Annotated in this window: 15 protein-coding genes; 11 read left to right on the forward strand and 4 right to left on the reverse strand. The window is 66.4% G+C overall.

Features of this window, described 5'->3' with window-relative positions; genetic code table 11:
• Positions 1 to 71: 71 nt before the first annotated feature.
• The 8 genes from folD to HGB41_RS07210 all read left to right on the forward strand — a co-directional run bounded on the left by folD (position 72) and on the right by HGB41_RS07210 (position 10,110).
• Positions 72 to 980, forward strand: coding sequence for a bifunctional methylenetetrahydrofolate dehydrogenase/methenyltetrahydrofolate cyclohydrolase FolD (gene folD, locus HGB41_RS07175; protein ID WP_171082642.1), 909 nt, complete (start codon positions 72 to 74; stop codon positions 978 to 980).
• A gap of 16 nt (positions 981 to 996) precedes the next feature.
• Positions 997 to 3,072: a M3 family metallopeptidase gene (locus tag HGB41_RS07180; RefSeq protein WP_171082644.1), complete on the forward strand. Its 2,076-nt coding sequence runs from the start codon at positions 997 to 999 to the stop codon at positions 3,070 to 3,072.
• 58 nt (positions 3,073 to 3,130) lie between these two features.
• On the forward strand, positions 3,131 to 3,556 hold the full coding sequence (locus HGB41_RS07185; protein ID WP_171082647.1) for a DNA polymerase III subunit chi: 426 nt from the start codon (positions 3,131 to 3,133) through the stop codon (positions 3,554 to 3,556).
• Entirely contained in the window at positions 3,553 to 3,933 is a 381-nt protein-coding gene (locus HGB41_RS07190; RefSeq protein ID WP_171082650.1) for a DUF2486 family protein, read from the forward strand. The genes HGB41_RS07185 and HGB41_RS07190 overlap by 4 nt, the downstream gene beginning before the upstream one ends.
• A 190-nt stretch (positions 3,934 to 4,123) precedes the next feature.
• The gene (locus tag HGB41_RS07195; RefSeq protein WP_171082651.1) at positions 4,124 to 6,262 is read left to right on the forward strand and encodes an NHL repeat-containing protein; all 2,139 of its coding nucleotides are present in this window, start codon (positions 4,124 to 4,126) and stop codon (positions 6,260 to 6,262) included.
• A gap of 66 nt (positions 6,263 to 6,328) precedes the next feature.
• Positions 6,329 to 7,882: an FAD-dependent oxidoreductase gene (locus HGB41_RS07200; protein ID WP_171082653.1), complete on the forward strand. Its 1,554-nt coding sequence runs from the start codon at positions 6,329 to 6,331 to the stop codon at positions 7,880 to 7,882.
• Positions 7,883 to 7,981: 99 nt separating this feature from the next.
• Complete coding sequence (locus HGB41_RS07205; protein ID WP_171082655.1) at positions 7,982 to 8,695, forward strand: SIMPL domain-containing protein; 714 nt, start codon at positions 7,982 to 7,984, stop codon at positions 8,693 to 8,695.
• Between the two features lie 278 nt (positions 8,696 to 8,973).
• Positions 8,974 to 10,110 (forward strand): branched-chain amino acid ABC transporter substrate-binding protein, encoded by a 1,137-nt coding sequence (locus HGB41_RS07210; RefSeq protein WP_171082658.1) that lies wholly within the window; start codon positions 8,974 to 8,976, stop codon positions 10,108 to 10,110.
• 195 nt (positions 10,111 to 10,305) lie between these two features.
• Here the strand turns inward: HGB41_RS07210 and HGB41_RS07215 are convergent, their stop codons facing one another.
• Entirely contained in the window at positions 10,306 to 10,614 is a 309-nt protein-coding gene (locus tag HGB41_RS07215) for a c-type cytochrome (RefSeq protein WP_171082660.1), read from the reverse strand.
• A gap of 174 nt (positions 10,615 to 10,788) precedes the next feature.
• On the opposite strand from HGB41_RS07215, the gene HGB41_RS07220 reads away from it, so the two are divergent.
• The 3 genes from HGB41_RS07220 to lgt all read left to right on the forward strand — a co-directional run bounded on the left by HGB41_RS07220 (position 10,789) and on the right by lgt (position 12,797).
• Positions 10,789 to 11,013, forward strand: coding sequence for a hypothetical protein (locus HGB41_RS07220; RefSeq protein WP_171082662.1), 225 nt, complete (start codon positions 10,789 to 10,791; stop codon positions 11,011 to 11,013).
• 78 nt (positions 11,014 to 11,091) lie between these two features.
• Positions 11,092 to 11,985 (forward strand): LysR family transcriptional regulator, encoded by an 894-nt coding sequence (locus HGB41_RS07225; RefSeq protein WP_171082664.1) that lies wholly within the window; start codon positions 11,092 to 11,094, stop codon positions 11,983 to 11,985.
• A gap of 2 nt (positions 11,986 to 11,987) precedes the next feature.
• Entirely contained in the window at positions 11,988 to 12,797 is an 810-nt protein-coding gene (gene lgt, locus HGB41_RS07230) for a prolipoprotein diacylglyceryl transferase (RefSeq protein ID WP_171082665.1), read from the forward strand.
• A 4-nt stretch (positions 12,798 to 12,801) separates the two neighbouring features.
• On the opposite strand, the gene HGB41_RS07235 is transcribed toward lgt, so the two are convergent.
• The 3 genes from HGB41_RS07235 to HGB41_RS07245 form a co-directional block, all read right to left on the reverse strand.
• Positions 12,802 to 14,967, reverse strand: a complete 2,166-nt coding sequence (locus HGB41_RS07235; protein ID WP_171082667.1) for a hybrid sensor histidine kinase/response regulator — start codon at positions 14,965 to 14,967, stop codon at positions 12,802 to 12,804.
• Between the two features lie 96 nt (positions 14,968 to 15,063).
• A complete protein-coding gene (locus tag HGB41_RS07240; RefSeq protein ID WP_229422865.1) occupies positions 15,064 to 15,498 on the reverse strand; it encodes a hypothetical protein in 435 nt (144 codons plus the stop codon).
• Positions 15,446 to 15,661: a DUF4287 domain-containing protein gene (locus tag HGB41_RS07245; protein WP_171082669.1), complete on the reverse strand. Its 216-nt coding sequence runs from the start codon at positions 15,659 to 15,661 to the stop codon at positions 15,446 to 15,448. The genes HGB41_RS07240 and HGB41_RS07245 overlap by 53 nt, the downstream gene beginning before the upstream one ends.
• Positions 15,662 to 15,733 lie beyond the last annotated feature (72 nt).

Genomic DNA, 15,733 nt, shown 5'->3' on the forward strand with positions numbered 1-15,733 from the left:
TTCGCCATGGGCGGCGCGCGATATAGGTGCGGGCCGTATAATTTCGTTTTTGCCTAGCCACGAGCCCGAACATGCCTGCCCAATTGATCGACGGAGTCCTCCTTTCCCAACAACTGCGCGGTGAAATCGCCGAACGCGCCGCCAGGCTTACCGCCGCCGGCAAGCAGCCCGGCCTGGCCGTGATCCTGGTCGGCGAGGACCCGGCCAGCCACGTCTACGTGCGCAACAAGGTCAAGGCCTGCGGCGACGTCGGGTTCCATTCGGTGCTGGAAAAATACGAGGCCGACCTGAGCGAGGCAGCCCTGCTCGAGCGCATCGCGGCCCTGAACTGCGACCCGGCCATCCACGGCATCCTGGTGCAGATGCCCCTGCCCAAGCACATCGACCCGAGCAAGGTCATCGAAGCGATCGCCACCAGCAAGGACGTCGATGGCTATTCCGTGCTGTCGGCCGGCGAACTGGTCGCCAACCTGCCGGGCTTCCGCCCGTGCACGCCTTACGGCTGCATGAAGCTGATCGAAAGCACCGGCGTCGACCTGCGCGGCAAGCACGCGGTCGTGATCGGCCGCTCGAACACTGTCGGCAAGCCGATGGCCCTGCTGCTCTTGCAAGCCAATGCCACCGTCACCATCTGCCATAGCGCGACGCCGGACCTCGGCCTGTACACACGCCAGGCCGACGTGGTGGTTGCCGCCGTGGGCCGCCGCAATACATTGAAGGCCGACATGGTGAAACCGGGCGCGATCGTGATCGACGTCGGCATGAACCGCGACGATGCGGGCAAACTGTGCGGCGACGTGGACTTTGCCGGCGTCCGCGAGGTAGCCTCGCACATCACCCCGGTGCCGGGCGGCGTCGGCCCGATGACGATCACGATGCTCTTGATGAATACCGTCGAGTCCGCGGAACGCGTGCACTCGAGCAGCCAGGAATGCCCCAGCCAGGCAACGGGAATGGAACCGAAGCCCGGCGTGGCCTAACATTAGAAGGAACACCATGACCATCGCAGCCAGCAATCCCCTTCTCGATTTTTCCGGCCTGACCCGTTTCGATGCGGTCAAGCCCGAGCACGTCACGCCGGCCATCGAACAGCTGATCGAGGAAGCATCCGAGGTCGTGACCCGGTTGGAAGCACCCGTCGACACGGTCACCTGGGACAGCTTCGTGGTGCCGCTGGAAGAAGCCACCGAACGCCTGGGCCGCGCCTGGGGCGTGGTCAACCACCTGAACAACGTGATGGACACGCCCGAACTGCGCGCGGTCTACAACGAGAACCAGCCGAAGGTCACCGAGTTCTGGACCTCGCTCGGCCAGAACGAGGCGCTGTTCGCCAAGTACAAGCTGCTGCGCGCCGGCAGCGATTACGACAGCTTGAACCCGGCGCGCAAGAAGATCGTCGAAAACGCGCTGCGCGACTTCCGCCTGGGCGGCGCCGAGCTGCCGGAAGAGCGCAAGCAGCGCTTTGCAGAGATCCAGGAACTGCAGGCCGCGACCTCCACCCGCTTCTCGGAAAACGTGCTGGACGCGACCAACGACTACAAGCTGGTGGTCGAGAGCGAAGCGGAACTCGCCGGCGTGCCGGATGACGTGAAGGCGGCCGCCCGCGCCGCCGCCGAAAAGGACGGCAAGGCCGGCTGGCAGTTCACCCTGCACTTCCCGTCCTACTACCCGGTGCTGCAGTTCTGCGACAACCGCTCCTTACGCGAAACGGTCTACCGCGCCAGTGCCACCAAGGCCTCGGACGCCGGCCTGATGTTCAGCGAGCTGGAAAAGTGGGACAACTCGTCCAACATCGTGAACCTGCTGCGCCTGCGCAACGAAGAAGCCAAGCTGCTCGACTACGGCAACTTCGCCGAGGTCTCGCTGGTGCCCAAGATGGCGCAAAGCCCGCAGCACGTCATTGAATTCCTGGAAGATTTGGCCAAGCGCGCGCGCCCGTTCGCCGAGAAAGACCTGGAAGAGCTGCGCGCGTTTGCCCGCGACGAGCTGGGCATCGACGACATGCAGTCCTGGGACGTGGCCTACGCCTCCGAAAAACTGCGCGAGAAGCGCTACGCCTTCTCCGAAAAGGAAGTGAAGGAATACTTCCCCGAGCCGAAGGTGGTGGGCGGCCTGTTCACCATCATCCAGGACCTGTTCGGGGTCGTGATCAACACGGACGAAGCGCCGGTCTGGCACCCGGACGTGCGCTTCTTCCGCATCGAGCGTGACGGCGACCTTATTGGCCAGTTCTACCTGGACCTGTACGCACGCCAGGGCAAGGGCCAGGGCGCCTGGATGGACGACGCGCGCGGCCGCCGCCTGGCCACGGGCGGCATCCTGCAGACGCCGATCGCCTACCTGACCTGCAACTTCACCCCGCCCGCTACGGTGGACGGCAAGCTGCAGCCGTCGCTGTTCACCCACGACGAAGTCATCACCCTGTTCCACGAATTCGGCCACGGCCTGCACCACATGCTGACCGAAGTCGAGGAACTGTCGGTGTCCGGCATCTCGGGCGTGGAATGGGATGCGGTGGAACTGCCGTCCCAGTTCATGGAGAACTTCTGCTGGGAGTGGGACAAGCTGCAGCAGATGACCGCCCATGTGAAGACGGGGGAGCCGCTGCCGCGTTTGCTGTTCGACAAGATGCTGGCCGCGAAAAACTTCCAGTCCGGTATGGTGACGCTGCGCCAGGTCGAGTTCTCGCTGATCGACATGCACCTGCACTACGACTTCGATCCGGAGAGCCAGCGCACCGTGCAAGACCTGATCAACGACGTGCGCGAGAAATTCTCGGTCCTGGTCCCGCCCGCCTTCAACCGCTTCCAGCATTCGTTCGGCCACATCTTCTCGGGCGGCTATGCGGCCGGCTACTACAGCTACAAGTGGGCCGAAGTGCTGTCGGCGGATGCGTATGCGGCCTTCGAAGAAGCGCTGGAGCGCGGCAACCTGGCGGAAACCGGCAAGCGCTTCCAGCGCGAGATCCTCGCCATGGGCGGCTCGCGCCCGGCGCTGGAATCGTTCAAGGCCTTCCGCGGCCGCGAGCCCTCGATCGATGCACTGCTGCGCCACAGCGGCATGAACGGTTAAGCTATTGTTGACCTAAACCCGGGGCGGCCATGTGCCGCCCTGTATATTTCTACCCATCATGACGCGCATCGACTTCCATACCAATATCCCCGACAAGCTGGCCTACGCCTGCCGCCTGGCGCGCAAGGCCTATGCGGCCAAGGCGAAAGTCGTCGTGCTGGTGGACAGCGCCGCCCAGGCCGAAGCGCTCGATGCGGCGCTGTGGACGGTATCGGATACCGATTTCATCCCGCACGTATTCGCGGACGACCCGCTGGCAGCCGTCACGCCCATCATCGTCACCTTCGACGAAGCGGTAGCGCTGCCGCACCACGACATGCTGGTCAACCTCACACGCCGCACGCCCGCCAGGCTGGACGAATTCGCGCGCGTATTCGAGATCATCTCGCTCGACGAAGACGATGCGGCGGCCGGCCGCCAGCGCTACTCGGCCTACAAGAAGCAGTCCTATCCCCTGACCCACTTCGTCGCAGGACAGTCATGAACGAGAACCCCGCATTCGACCCGAGCATCCCGGTGCTGACTGAAGTCGTGAGCGAGCCGGCGCCTGCGCCGGTCGCTGCCGCGTCGGCTACCGAGCCTGTGGCCGAACAGCTCGAACGCCGCGCCCTTGAGCGCTGGACCGGCGAGGAATGGAGCGTGCTGGAACGCCGCGTGACCGAGCGCGTGCTGCAGCAGCTGCAGGGGCGGATCGATTTCGTCCTCGAGCAGCGCGTGCGCGATGCGATGGCGGATGCGATGCAAAGGTCGCTGGAGCGGTTCAGTGCGGATTTGCGGGAGGGCTTGCAGGAGGCGCTGGGGGAGATTGTCAGCAAGGCGGTGGCGCAGGAAATCACGCATTTGCAGACACTAGGTCAGTAAGGCCTGAACACTCGCACCTCGTAGGGTGGGCAGATTCTGCCCACGCGTTCAACGCACGTTGGAAAATCCGCGTTGCGTCCATCCACGCGATAGTTGAACGCGCGGGCGGGAGACCCGCCCACCCTACGTGCAACACGACCCAAACACTTCCGCTAAGATTGCATCCTCTGCAATCACCCTAGCGGCTCCTGTGAACCGAAAGATCCTCATCGCAGCGCTCGCGGGCGCGGGCATCGTATTGACGGGCACCGCCCTCTATTTCACCGACCTCGTCGAGCGCCAGCCGGGCGCCCCCATCGTGCTCACGCCGAAGGTCGCAAAGACGGCCCCGTTCTGGCCGGCCCGCGTCGCCCCTATTGCCGGCGACGGCATCCCCGGCACCGTGGACGGCCCGGCAGCAAGCAGCCGCTTCAGCGACCCCTTCGGCGTTGCCCTCGACAGCCGCGGCAAGATCTACGTCGCCGATGGCGGCGACAGCAACCGCATCCGCACGATCGCGCCGGACGGCACGGTGGCCACCTTCGCCGGCGGTCGCGAAGGTTTCGCGGACGGCGCCGGCACGGCAGCCAGCTTCCACACCCCGTCGGCCCTGGCCTTCGACCATGCGGGCAACCTCTACGTGGCCGACACCGGCAACCACGCCATCCGCAAGATCGCACCCGACGGCACGGTGACCACGCTGGCCGGCAGTGGCGCACGCGGTGACCTGGACGGAATCGGGCGCGCCGCTGGGTTCAACGGCCCGGTCGGCATCGCCGTCGACGCCGCCGGCATCGTCTACGTGGCCGACACCTATAACGACCGCATCCGCCGCATCGCCAGGGACGGCAGCGTGACCACGATCGCAGGCGGCGCCAAGCCCGGCATGGCCGACGGCCTTGGCTCTCTAGCCGCCTTCGACACCCCGAGCGCCATCGCGGTGGCCCTCGACGGCACACTCTACGTGGCCGACACCGGCAACCACGCGATCCGGAAAATCGCCCCGGACGGCATGGTGACGACGATCGCCATGCCTCCCGAAGGCGAACGCCGCCCCGTGCTGCGCCGCCCGGTCGGCCTGGCGCTCACGCGCGACGGCTACCTGTACATCGCCGCCGGCTCGGGCGGGCGCATCCTGCAGCTCACGCCACAAGGCGAATACCGCGCCCTGCTCGACGCCGACGTCCCGGCGTCCGTTGACGGCTTCGGCCCCGACGGCACCGTGCAGCTCTACGGCCCGCGCGGCATCGCGGTCGAACCCGCCGGCAGCCTGGTGGTCGCCGATGCCCAGTCGCACCGTGTGGAGCGCCTGGCGGTGCCACGGACCAGCGAAGCAGCCCCTGCCAGGCCGCAACCGGTGGCGGTGCGGCGATCGGCGCCGATGCCGTGGCCGGTCGGGCCGCAGGACATGGCGCACGAGGTCGTGGGCGTGATGGGCGAAGTGCGCGGCAGCTATAACGGCGACAGCCGCGACCACTTCCACGCCGGCCTCGATGTGCGCGCGGACGTCGGCGCCCGGGTGCTGGCCGTCGTGCCCTCGAAAGTATCGGACCCGTTTGCGAACTGGGGTTTCGATTCGCTCAGCGAAGGCATCAGCCTCGGTCCGCTGTCCTATATCCACATGCGGGTCGGGCGCGACACCCGCGGCAAGCCGCTCGACCCGCGCTTCCAGGTGCAGCTCGGTGAGCGCGGCAAGGCCGAGCGCGTGCGGGTGCCGCGCGGCACCCGCTTTGCCGTGGGCGATCCGATCGGCACCATCAATGCGATGGCCCACGTGCACCTCGACTATTACCAGGGCGGCGCGGTGGTCAATCCGCTGACGCTCCCCTTCATCGGCTTCACGGATACGGTGGCGCCGCAGATCAACAGCATCGCGCTGTTCGACAGCAGCGGCAAGCGCTTGCGGGCAAAGAAGCGCGAACCGCTGCGCGTGCCGCGCTCGCTGGGTGAAGTCAACGTGGTGGTCGATGCTTACGACCAGGTGAACGGGAACCTGGCCCGGCGTCGCCTCGGCCTGTACAAGCTCGGCTACCAGCTGCTGCGGGCCGATGGCTCGCCGGTGGCCGGCTACGAACGCCCATTGATCACCCAGGTGTACGACCGCCTGCCGCGCAATCCGGACGCGGTCAAGCTGGTGTACGCACCCAACAGCGGGATCACGGTTTACGGTAGCAAGGCCACGCATTTCGCCTATGCTGTAAACAACCGCCTGCAGGATGGTGAAGTGACGGCCGGCAGCTGGCAAATCGGTGCGCTGGCGCCGGGCGACTACATCCTGCGCATCCATGCGGCCGACTACGCCGGCCAGGTGGCGCTCGAAGGACGCGACCTGCCGCTGAGTATCGAATAGGCCGCGCGGAACATATCGCCCGATTCGGCGTCTATCGTAGAGAGCCGAGGGGCTGGAGGAAGCGCCATGGACCGATACGACGTACTCATCGCGGGGGCCGGGCCGACCGGCCTGGTGCTGGCGCTGGCGCTGGCCAAGCAGGGCATCAAGGTCTGCATCGTCGACAAGACCGCCGGGCCGGGTACCACCTCGCGCGCCATGGCCGTGCATGCACGCACCCTCGAACTCTACCGCTCGCTCGGGCTGGCCGACGAAGTCGTCGCGGCCGGCAGGCCGAACACCGCCATCAACCTGTGGGTCAAGGGAAAGCGCCGTGCCCAGCTGGCCTTCCAGTCCGCCGGCGAGCGCCTGACGGCCTTTCCCTACGTGCTGATCTATCCGCAGGACGCGCACGAAGCGCTGCTGGTACGCCACCTGGAAGAGATGGGCATCTCGGTCCAGCGCCATACCGAACTGGCCGACTTCGAGGAACAGGGCGACTCCGTGGTCGCGCGCCTGCGCCGCAACGGCGGCAACGACGTGCAGGTCGAGGCGCGCTACCTGGCCGGCTGCGACGGTGCGCGCTCGACCGTCCGGCGCAGCCTTGGCACCGGCTTCGCGGGCGGCACCTACGACCACCTGTTCTACGTGGCCGACGTGCAGGTGCATGGCGCCGCCGTCAACGGCGAAATCCATGCCTCGCTCGACACCGCCGATTTCTGCATCCTGCTCTCGTACAGCGACACCGGCCGCGCGCGCCTGATCGGCACCGTGCGCGACGAGCGCGCCCAGCATCCAGAGAGCCTCACCTTCAACGACGTCAGCCACCGCGCGCTCACCAGCCTCGGCATCGAAGTCGATGCGGTGCACTGGTTCTCGACCTACCGGGTGCACCACCGGGTCACCGACCACTACCGGCGCGGCCGCGCCTTCCTGCTCGGCGACGCCGCCCACGTACACAGCCCGGCCGGCGGCCAGGGCATGAACACCGGGATCGGCGACGCCATCAACCTGGCCTGGAAGCTGGCCGCGGTGGTGCGCGGCGACGCGCCCGACAGCCTGCTCGACACCTATGAGCCCGAGCGGATCGCCTTCGCACGCAAGCTGGTCGAGACCACCGACCGCATGTTCACCTTCATCACGGCCGAGGGCAATTTCGCCGATTTCGTGCGCATGCGCATCGCACCGATCTTCGCCGGCGCCCTCTACAGCGTGGGCACGGCACGCGAACAGATCTTCCGCATCCTGTCGCAGACCATGATCAGCTACCACGACAGCCCCTTGAGCAGCGGTACCGCCGGCCGCATCCATGGCGGCGACCGGGTGCCCTGGGTGGTGCGCGACGGCAAGGACAACCATGCGCCGGCCGAAGCCATCGACTGGCAGGTGCAGGTCTACGGCAAGGCCTACGACGACCTGCGCGCGTGGTGTGACCGCCACTGCATGCTGCTGCGCGAATTCGACTGGGGCAAGGAAGCCGTAGACGCCGGGTTCGCGCGCAATGCCAGCTACCTGGTGCGTCCCGACGGCTATGTGGCCCTGTGCGACCCGGGCGCCTCGGCGCAGGCACTGGAAGACTATTTCTGCGACCTCGACTACCACCGCTTCCGCGTCTGCCCGCCTAGACAGGCTGCTCTATGATCGGCGCATAAACAGGGTTCTTGATGGGGGATTTGATAGACATATATGTCTAGATGGTCTATTGTCGAGGCATTCCCTCATCGACAAGGACTCTCACTCATGCTGAAACGATACGCCGCGACCCTGCTGCTGGCGGCCACCGCTCTCCCCGGCCTGGCCGCCGACCTGCCCACCCATCCCTTCATCCACATCAGCGCCGCCGCCAGCATCGGCATGCTGCCCGACACCGGCGAGATCGACTTCGAGATCGTGTCCGCCGACACCGATGCCGCCACCGCGTGGCAGCAGGTGAACGAACGACTGGAGGCCGGCCGGGCGCTGTTCGCCAGCCACGGCATCGCGCCTGGAGACGTCACCGTGCAGGACATCCTGCGCCGCCCGCGCAAGACGGAAGTGGCCGGCGACGCGCCGCCGCAGATGGACACCCGGGTTGCCGTCAACGTCACGGTGCGCAACATGGCGGCGTGGTCCGCCATGGTCCGCGCGCTGATGACGATGCAGAATGTCGAGTCGCTGGCCGTCGCCTTCAGCCGCAGCGACCGCGACAAGATCGAAGCCGAACTGGTGACCCAGGCCCTGGCCAATGCCAAGGGCAAGGCGCAGAACATGGCGCGCGGCATCGGCGCAAAGCTGGGGCCGGCGACGGGCGTCTCGCTGGGCGCACTGAAGAATTTGTCGAATGCGATGGGGATGGCGACGGATCCGAACGGGCGCTATTCGGACGGCGGCTCCGAAGCGCCGCGCGACCTGACGCTGGTGGCGGCCATGACGCTGGTGCAGGGTGTGGATGTGATCTACCGCATCGCGCGCTAGGGTTTGGCGCAGACACCATGTCGCACCGTAGGGTGGTCGGCTCTGCCGACCGCGCGTTCAAGCAGACCGTGCGCCGCCACAGTGCATGCCGGAGTTGAACGCGCGGTCGGGAGGACCCGACCACCCTACCTGTCGGGCACCCGTGCACTCCGGTGGTGCGCTGGCGCAAATGACTGCCAATATCCCTTTGCGAAGGCGAAAAACTGTTGTACCTTTTACTGTGGAAATCTTGATCGCCGCGACGGCGGCCCAGCTTCATCACCCACGGAGAACACCACATGCAGCTCAGTCTCAAGCTCATCGCGCTGGCCGCCGCACTGGCAGCCGCAGGCAGCGCCCAGGCGCAGCAAGTCGTCAAGATCGGCCACGTCGGCCCGGTCTCGGGACCGAACGCCCACCTCGGCAAGGACAACGAGAACGCGGCGCGCATGGCGATCGACGAACTTAATGCCAGGGGCGTCATGCTGGGCGGCCAGAAGGTGAAGCTGCAGCTGCTGGCCGAAGACGACGGCAGCGATCCGAAGCAAGGCACGGCGGTGGCGCAGAAGCTGGTCGACGCCAAGGTGAATGGCATCATCGGCCACCTCAATTCCGGCACCACCGTGCCGGCCTCGAAGATCTACCACGACGCCGGGCTGGTGCAGATCTCGCCGGCCACCACCGCCACCCAGTACACGCGCCAGAAATTCCCGGGCGCTTTCCGCGTGGTGGCGAGCGACGCCAAGCTGGGCGGCACGCTGGCCAAGTACGCGGTCGAGACGCTCAAGGCGAAGAACATCGCCATCATCGATGACCGCACCACCTACGGCCAGGGCGTCGCGGCCGAATTCGCCAGGGGCATCAAGGGCCCGGGCGTGAAGATCGTCGCCAAGGAATTCACCAGCGCCACGGCCACCGACTACACCGCCATCCTGACCTCGATCCGCGCCAAGAAGCCCGACCTGGTGTTCTTTGGCGGGATGGATTCGGTGGCCGGCCCGATGCTGCGCCAGCTGAAGGCGCTCGGCATCGAAGCCAGGTTCATGGGCGGCGACGGCATCTGCACCGAGGCCCTGGGCCGCCTGGCCGGCCAGGCCATCGGCGAAGGCAAGGTGGTGTGCGCCGAAGCGGGCGGCGTCAAGGGCCCGCAGGAACAGACCATGGCCGACTTCCGCGCCCGCTTCAAGCAGAAGACCGGCGCCGAGGTGCAGCTGTATGCGCCGTATGTGTACGACTCGGTGATGGTGATGGCCGCCGCGATGCAGAATGCGAAATCGGCAGAGCCGGCGAAATACCTGCCGGAGCTGAAGAAGATCCGGTATGAGGGCGTGACCGGGACCATCCAGTTCGACCAGTCGGGCGATATCCTGAATGGGGCGTTGACCTTGTTCACCTACAAGGGTGGCAAGCGGACGCGGATCGACGTGATCCGTTGATGTTGCATTTGTAGGGTGGGCGGGTTTTCCCGCCCACGCGGTCCGCCAAAGCCAGCACTGTCGCGGCATTTCACAGTTCACCTATCACCGCGTGGGCGGGAGACCCGCCCACCCTACGAAACCCGAACCGTTCCAACAATAAAAAAGCGCGCCATGCTTACGCAGGCGCGCTTTTTGTATTCCAGCAGACGCGAATTACTTCTGCGCCATCACCCATTTCACCAGGCTACGGGCTTCGGCCTCGCTCACCTGCGGGTTGGCCGGCATCGGCACCGGGCCCCAGACGCCTGCGCCGCCCTTCATGACCTTCTGCACCAGCTTGTCCTCGGCAGCTTTCTGGCCGGCGTACTTGGCGGCGACGTCCTTGTAGGACGGCCCGACCAGCTTGTTGGCGACCGCGTGGCAAGCCATGCAGTTCTTGGCCTTCGCCAGGTCTGCCTGGGCGAAGGCGCTGGTGGACGCGAAGGCCGACATCACCACACACAACAACAAAGACCGTTTCATTTGTTTCTCCTGGTTCATGACAATCTTATTCTACCGTGATTCCTGACAAGGTCACGCAGGGATACACTCTGTAACGAGAGCGCAACGGACGAGCTTGACTAACCCGCAACTCTCGGCTGAATTTTTCCACACAGCATCATTTTGTTTGTACTATGGGAAGAGAAGGAGTTTCCCATGCCACTGATCTTGCTGATTGCCGCCCTCTGCGGGCTGCGTTTTTTTGAAGTATGGCGTTTTGCCGACCTGTCCTGGTGGTACATCGTCGGGCTGATGGTGTTCGCCTTTATCTGGTTCGAATTCATCGAAAAGCTGCTCGGGCTCGACAAGAAGAAGGAACACAATGTCCAGTCCAAGCACCGTGCGGCGCGCGTGAAGCAGGCCTTCGACAAGCGCCGCTGAGCATTTCCCGATCAACGCAGGATGGTGTGTGATATGTTCCGCATATCACCGGACCCAACCCATACATCCTGCGTATCAATGACACCCGAACTCCGCCAGCTCCGCTATTTTCTGACGGTCGCCGAAGAACTGCATTTCGGCCGCGCCGCCGACCGGCTGCACATGACCCAGCCTCCCCTGTCCCAAAGCATCGCGAACCTCGAAGAGCTGCTCGGCGCCCCGCTGTTCCTGCGCAACCGGCGCCAGGTGGCGCTCACCCCCGCCGGCACTGCCCTGCTGCCCGAAGCGCGGCGCATCCTCGACGATGCCGCCCGGCTGCCCGAACTGGTGCGGCGCGTGGCCGGCGGCGAAGCCGGGCGCCTGACCCTGGCCTTCGTCTCGACCGCCGACTACAGCGTGCTGCCCGCCATCCTGCAGCGCTACCGCGCCGCCTTCCCGGGGGTAGCGCTGGTGCTGCGCGAAGCGACTTCCGACGTGCAGGCCGATGAATTGCTGCACGACCGTATCGACGCCGGCTTCGTCATCCCCCCCCTGCCCGGCAAGATGGACGCGGCCATCGACTACCTGAAGCTGCTGGAAGAACCGCTGATCCTGTGCGCGCCCGCGGGCCTGCCTGCGCTCCAGGCAAAGGGCCCGGTGCGCCTGCGCGACCTGCCGCCGCTGCCGCTGGTGATCTTCCCGCGCGCGGTGGCGCCAGGCCTGCACGACGCCATCCTTGGATGCTTCCACGCGGCCGGCATTACCCCCGTGATCGGCCAGGAAGCGATCCAAATGCAGACCATCGTCAGCCTGGTGTCCGGAGGCATGGGATTGGCACTTGTGCCACAATCGGTGTCGAACCTGATGCGCGCCGGCGTAGAATACCGTGCCCTGGTCGACCCCACGCCGCTCGCCGAACTAGGGCTGGCCTGGCGCCGCGACAACCCCTCGCCGGTCTTGCAGGGGTTTTTGGATTTAATAAGGAAGAACTGATTATGCTAGTACACCCGAACCCGGACCCGGTCGCCTTTTCGATCGGGCCGGTGGACATCCACTGGTACGGCCTGATGTACGTGCTGGCCTTCGGCCTGTTCCTGGCGCTGGGCCGCCTGCGCATCCGCCAGCCGCACATCGCCGCACAGGGATGGAAAGCCGAAGACCTCGACGACATGCTGTTCTACGGGATGCTGGGCGTGGTGCTGGGCGGGCGCCTGGGCGAAGTGCTGTTCTACCAGCCCGCCCATTTCTTCGCCAATCCGCTCGAGATCTTCAAGGTCTGGCAAGGCGGCATGTCCTTCCACGGCGGCTTCCTGGGCGTGCTGGTCGCGATGGCGCTGTGGGCGCGCAAATCGAAGCGCAACCTGCTCGACGTCTACGATTTCATCGCACCCATGGTGCCGCTCGGGTATGCGGCCGGGCGCCTGGGCAACTTCATCAACCACGAGCTGCCGGGCCGCATCGCCGACCCGAGCCTGCCCTGGGCCATGCTGTGGCCGGGCGTCGAAGGCCCGCGCCATCCGTCGCCGCTGTACCAGATGCTGCTCGACGGGATCGTCGTCTTCATCATCCTGTGGCCGTATGCGCGCAAGCAGCGCCCGCGCCTTGCGGTCGGCGCCATGTTCACGCTGCTGTACGGGTGCGCGCGCTTCACCACCGAATACTTCCGCGTGCCGGACTGGGAAATCACGGTCGCCGGCATCCCGGTCACCTCGGGCCAGGTGCTGTCGCTGCCGATGATCGTCGGCGCCCTGGTCATGCTGGCCTGGGCGTATCGCCAGGCGCCCGGGCGCCCGGTGCACGCCTGAGTCATCAAGCGGGTGTGAGCGCCCGCTGCAGGTCTTCCAGCGTGGCCGGCTTGGTCAGGTGCAGGTCGAAGCCGGCGCCGGCCGCCTGCGCCACGTCGGCCTTCTGGCCATAGCCCGTCAGCGCCACCAGCCGTAGCGCCGGCGCACCTTCGCGCAGGCGGGCGGCCAGCGCGTAGCCGTCCATGTCGGGCAGGCCGATATCCAGCACGGCCACATCGGGCGCATGCCGTCCGGCCTCCACGATCGCCTGCGCCCCAGTCCCTGCGACCCACACCACATGTCCCATGTGCTCCAGCAGCGCGCCCGTCACCGCCGCCGCGTCGGCATTGTCGTCCACCAGCAGCACGCGCAGGCGCCCCGGCTCCGGCGCGCGCTCGCTATCCTGGTCAAGCGTGGCCATGGCCCCGAGCGGCAGCACGACCTCGAAGCGGCTGCCCTTGCCCTCTCCTTCGCTGGTGGCCGCCACCGTGCCGCCATGCAGCTCGACGATCCGGCGCACGATGGCCAGGCCCAGTCCCAGCCCGCCGGTATGGCGCGCCAGCGGCTGCGGCGCCTGGAAGAAGGGATCGAACACGCGCTCGAGCATCGCGCGGCTCATGCCGACGCCGCGGTCGATCACTTCCAGCCTTGCCGTGCCACCTGCCACTGACAGCACGACACGCGTGCTGCCCTTGCCGAAGCGCGCCGCATTCGACAGCAGGTTGTTGAGCACCTGCGTCAACCGGCTTTCGTCGCCCTGCACCCAGGCCGCCTCGGGGGTGCTGGCATCGATCGGGACACCCGGGAAACTGGCCACCACGTGGCGCACCACCTCGGCCAGGTTCACCGGCCGCAAATCGATCTGCAGCTTGCCGCTGGTGATGCGCGAGACGTCGAGCAGGTCGTCCACCAGCCGTTTCAGGTGATTCACCTGGCGCCGCAGGATGCTGCGTTCGCGCTGGCTGGAAGCCTCGTTGCGCAGGTCCATCAGGTCGAGCGAGGTGACGATGGGGCTGAGCGGGTTCCGCAGTTCGTGCCCCAGCATGGCGAGGAATTCGTCCTTGACCCGGCTGGCGTCGCGGCTGTCGTCCAGTGCGCGCTCGAGCGAGGCCAGCAGCTGCGAGCGCTCGTCCTCGTGCGCGTCGCGCTGGGCGGCGGCGGCCTGCAGCGCCGCTTCCATCTGGTCGATCTCGGTGATGCGCGAGGGCGACACCACGACCGGCAGGCCCGCGCCCAGCGCCGTGGTGCCCTGCTGCAGGCTGCGGAAAGAGCGCACGATGCGCCCCGAAAGGAAGGTGGCGATGAGGGTGCAGGCCAGCAGCGAGGCGGCCAGTCCGGATGCATAGAACACGATGCCCTGCAACGAAGCCGGCGCCAGCACCGCGGTGGGCACGCCGATCGCCACCGCCCATCCGTAGCGCGAGCGGGTGAAGGCGGTGACCACCGGCTCGCCTTCGAGCGAACTGGTTTCCCCCACGGCTTCGGCCCCGCCCTCGCGGATCAGGCGCACCAGCGAAGGGTGCGGCGATTTGCCGACTGCCCGTGCCTGCCCCTTGGAGCGGGCCACGATGGTGTCGCCGCCGTCGATGATGGCGATCACGGAATTGGGCGGCACGTTCTGGCGCTCGATCACGCGCAGCATGCGGCCGGGCTGGATGACGGCGGTCAGGATATAGGCGCGGCCGGCTTTGTCCTTGATGGGCACCCGCACCGGGAAGGCGGGACGGCCACCCTTGCCCACGGCGATCCGCCCGGCGACCGGCGTGCGGCTGTTCTGCGCCTGCCTCAGACTGGCGGGATCGGCGATGCCGCCGCCGGTGCTGCCGAAAGGCGCGGCGGTACGGAACAGGATGGCGCCACTGGCGTCAGTGAGGATCACGGTCAGCCATTCCGGCTGGGCCGCCACCTGGGCACGGGCGATGTCGTAGAAGCCGCGCAGGTCGCCGACTTCCATCGCGGGCGTGCGCGCCATGCTGGTCAGGGTGGACGCCGCGCCATCGAGTTCGGCGTCGACGGCGCTCGACAGCGCGCGCGCCAGGTCGAGCAGCGAGCGTTGCTGCTCGCGCTGCTGGTAGTCGCTGACCAGGTGCAGGCCCCACACGCCCATCAGCGCCAGCGGCAGCAGGCCGGCCGCAGTCAGCAGCACCAGCAGGCGCCGGAGCGAAACGGTAGAGGCCTGGCGCAGCAGCATGGAGTGCCCGTATGTCAAAGAGACATTATAGGCATGGAGGGGCTGGAAACGCCGGAGATGACGGGCTTGCCGGACGCCGTGGCGCCGGCCGCCAGCTTACTCGTCGAATTCTTCGGCCAGGTTCTTCCAGCCGCGGCTCTTGGCGAAGGCTGCGAATTCTTCCGGCGCTTCGAGCACGATCAGGCGGCTTTCCTGCAGGCCCGGGTCGCTGTGGCCGAAATCCGGCCCCTTGTACCCGAGCGAACGCAGGCGCTCGACGATCTGCTTTGTGAGCACGGTGTCTTTATAGGCGCCGGGGTCGAGCTGGGCCTTGAAGTCCACGTATACGTCGATGATCCCGTAGCCCTCGTCGAAGATGCGGATCGCCTTGACGTCCAGGGTACGGCCGTTACTGTCCTTGGCCTGGAAGGCGCCGGACAGTTCAATGTCGGAATCGGTAGTCATGGTGGAAGCATACCATTCCCGGTGCAGGCTGCGCTCAGGCGCCGCGTGCGGCGAGATGGTGGGCGACCAGGGCGTTGGCGTGGCCATGCCCCAGTCCGTGCTCGGCCTTGAGCCAGCCGACCAGCTCCATATGCTTCAAGCCGGGCTTGCCGGACAGGAGGCCCAGCCAGTGCGCCACGGGCTGCCCGTATTTTTTCTCGATCGACGGGAAATAGGAAGCGGGTCCTTTGGGTGTTGTCTTTTCAGTCATGATATTCTCCGTTCGTTATTGAAGCTGCTGACTTCCACGACGATCGGCGGAACCGGGAATCGACATGCGCAG

The sequence above is a fragment of the Telluria aromaticivorans genome (assembly GCF_013003915.1).
Lineage (GTDB): Bacteria > Pseudomonadota > Gammaproteobacteria > Burkholderiales > Burkholderiaceae_D > Telluria > Telluria aromaticivorans.

Excerpts from the sequence above, each read along its gene's own strand:
- HGB41_RS07215 (WP_171082660.1), bottom strand. The coding sequence starts at position 10,614 with ATGAAACGGTCTTTGTTGTTGTGTGTGGTGATGTCGGCCTTCGCGTCC.
- HGB41_RS07205 (WP_171082655.1), top strand. The coding sequence starts at position 7,982 with ATGCTGAAACGATACGCCGCGACCCTGCTGCTGGCGGCCACCGCTCTC.
- HGB41_RS07210 (WP_171082658.1), top strand. The coding sequence starts at position 8,974 with ATGCAGCTCAGTCTCAAGCTCATCGCGCTGGCCGCCGCACTGGCAGCC.
- folD (WP_171082642.1), top strand. The coding sequence starts at position 72 with ATGCCTGCCCAATTGATCGACGGAGTCCTCCTTTCCCAACAACTGCGC.
- HGB41_RS07240 (WP_229422865.1), bottom strand. The coding sequence starts at position 15,498 with ATGGCCACGCCAACGCCCTGGTCGCCCACCATCTCGCCGCACGCGGCG.
- HGB41_RS07180 (WP_171082644.1), top strand. The coding sequence starts at position 997 with ATGACCATCGCAGCCAGCAATCCCCTTCTCGATTTTTCCGGCCTGACC.
- HGB41_RS07220 (WP_171082662.1), top strand. The coding sequence starts at position 10,789 with ATGCCACTGATCTTGCTGATTGCCGCCCTCTGCGGGCTGCGTTTTTTT.
- lgt (WP_171082665.1), top strand. The coding sequence starts at position 11,988 with ATGCTAGTACACCCGAACCCGGACCCGGTCGCCTTTTCGATCGGGCCG.
- HGB41_RS07185 (WP_171082647.1), top strand. The coding sequence starts at position 3,131 with ATGACGCGCATCGACTTCCATACCAATATCCCCGACAAGCTGGCCTAC.
- HGB41_RS07225 (WP_171082664.1), top strand. The coding sequence starts at position 11,092 with ATGACACCCGAACTCCGCCAGCTCCGCTATTTTCTGACGGTCGCCGAA.
- HGB41_RS07245 (WP_171082669.1), bottom strand. The coding sequence starts at position 15,661 with ATGACTGAAAAGACAACACCCAAAGGACCCGCTTCCTATTTCCCGTCG.
- HGB41_RS07200 (WP_171082653.1), top strand. The coding sequence starts at position 6,329 with ATGGACCGATACGACGTACTCATCGCGGGGGCCGGGCCGACCGGCCTG.
- HGB41_RS07235 (WP_171082667.1), bottom strand. The coding sequence starts at position 14,967 with ATGCTGCTGCGCCAGGCCTCTACCGTTTCGCTCCGGCGCCTGCTGGTG.
- HGB41_RS07190 (WP_171082650.1), top strand. The coding sequence starts at position 3,553 with ATGAACGAGAACCCCGCATTCGACCCGAGCATCCCGGTGCTGACTGAA.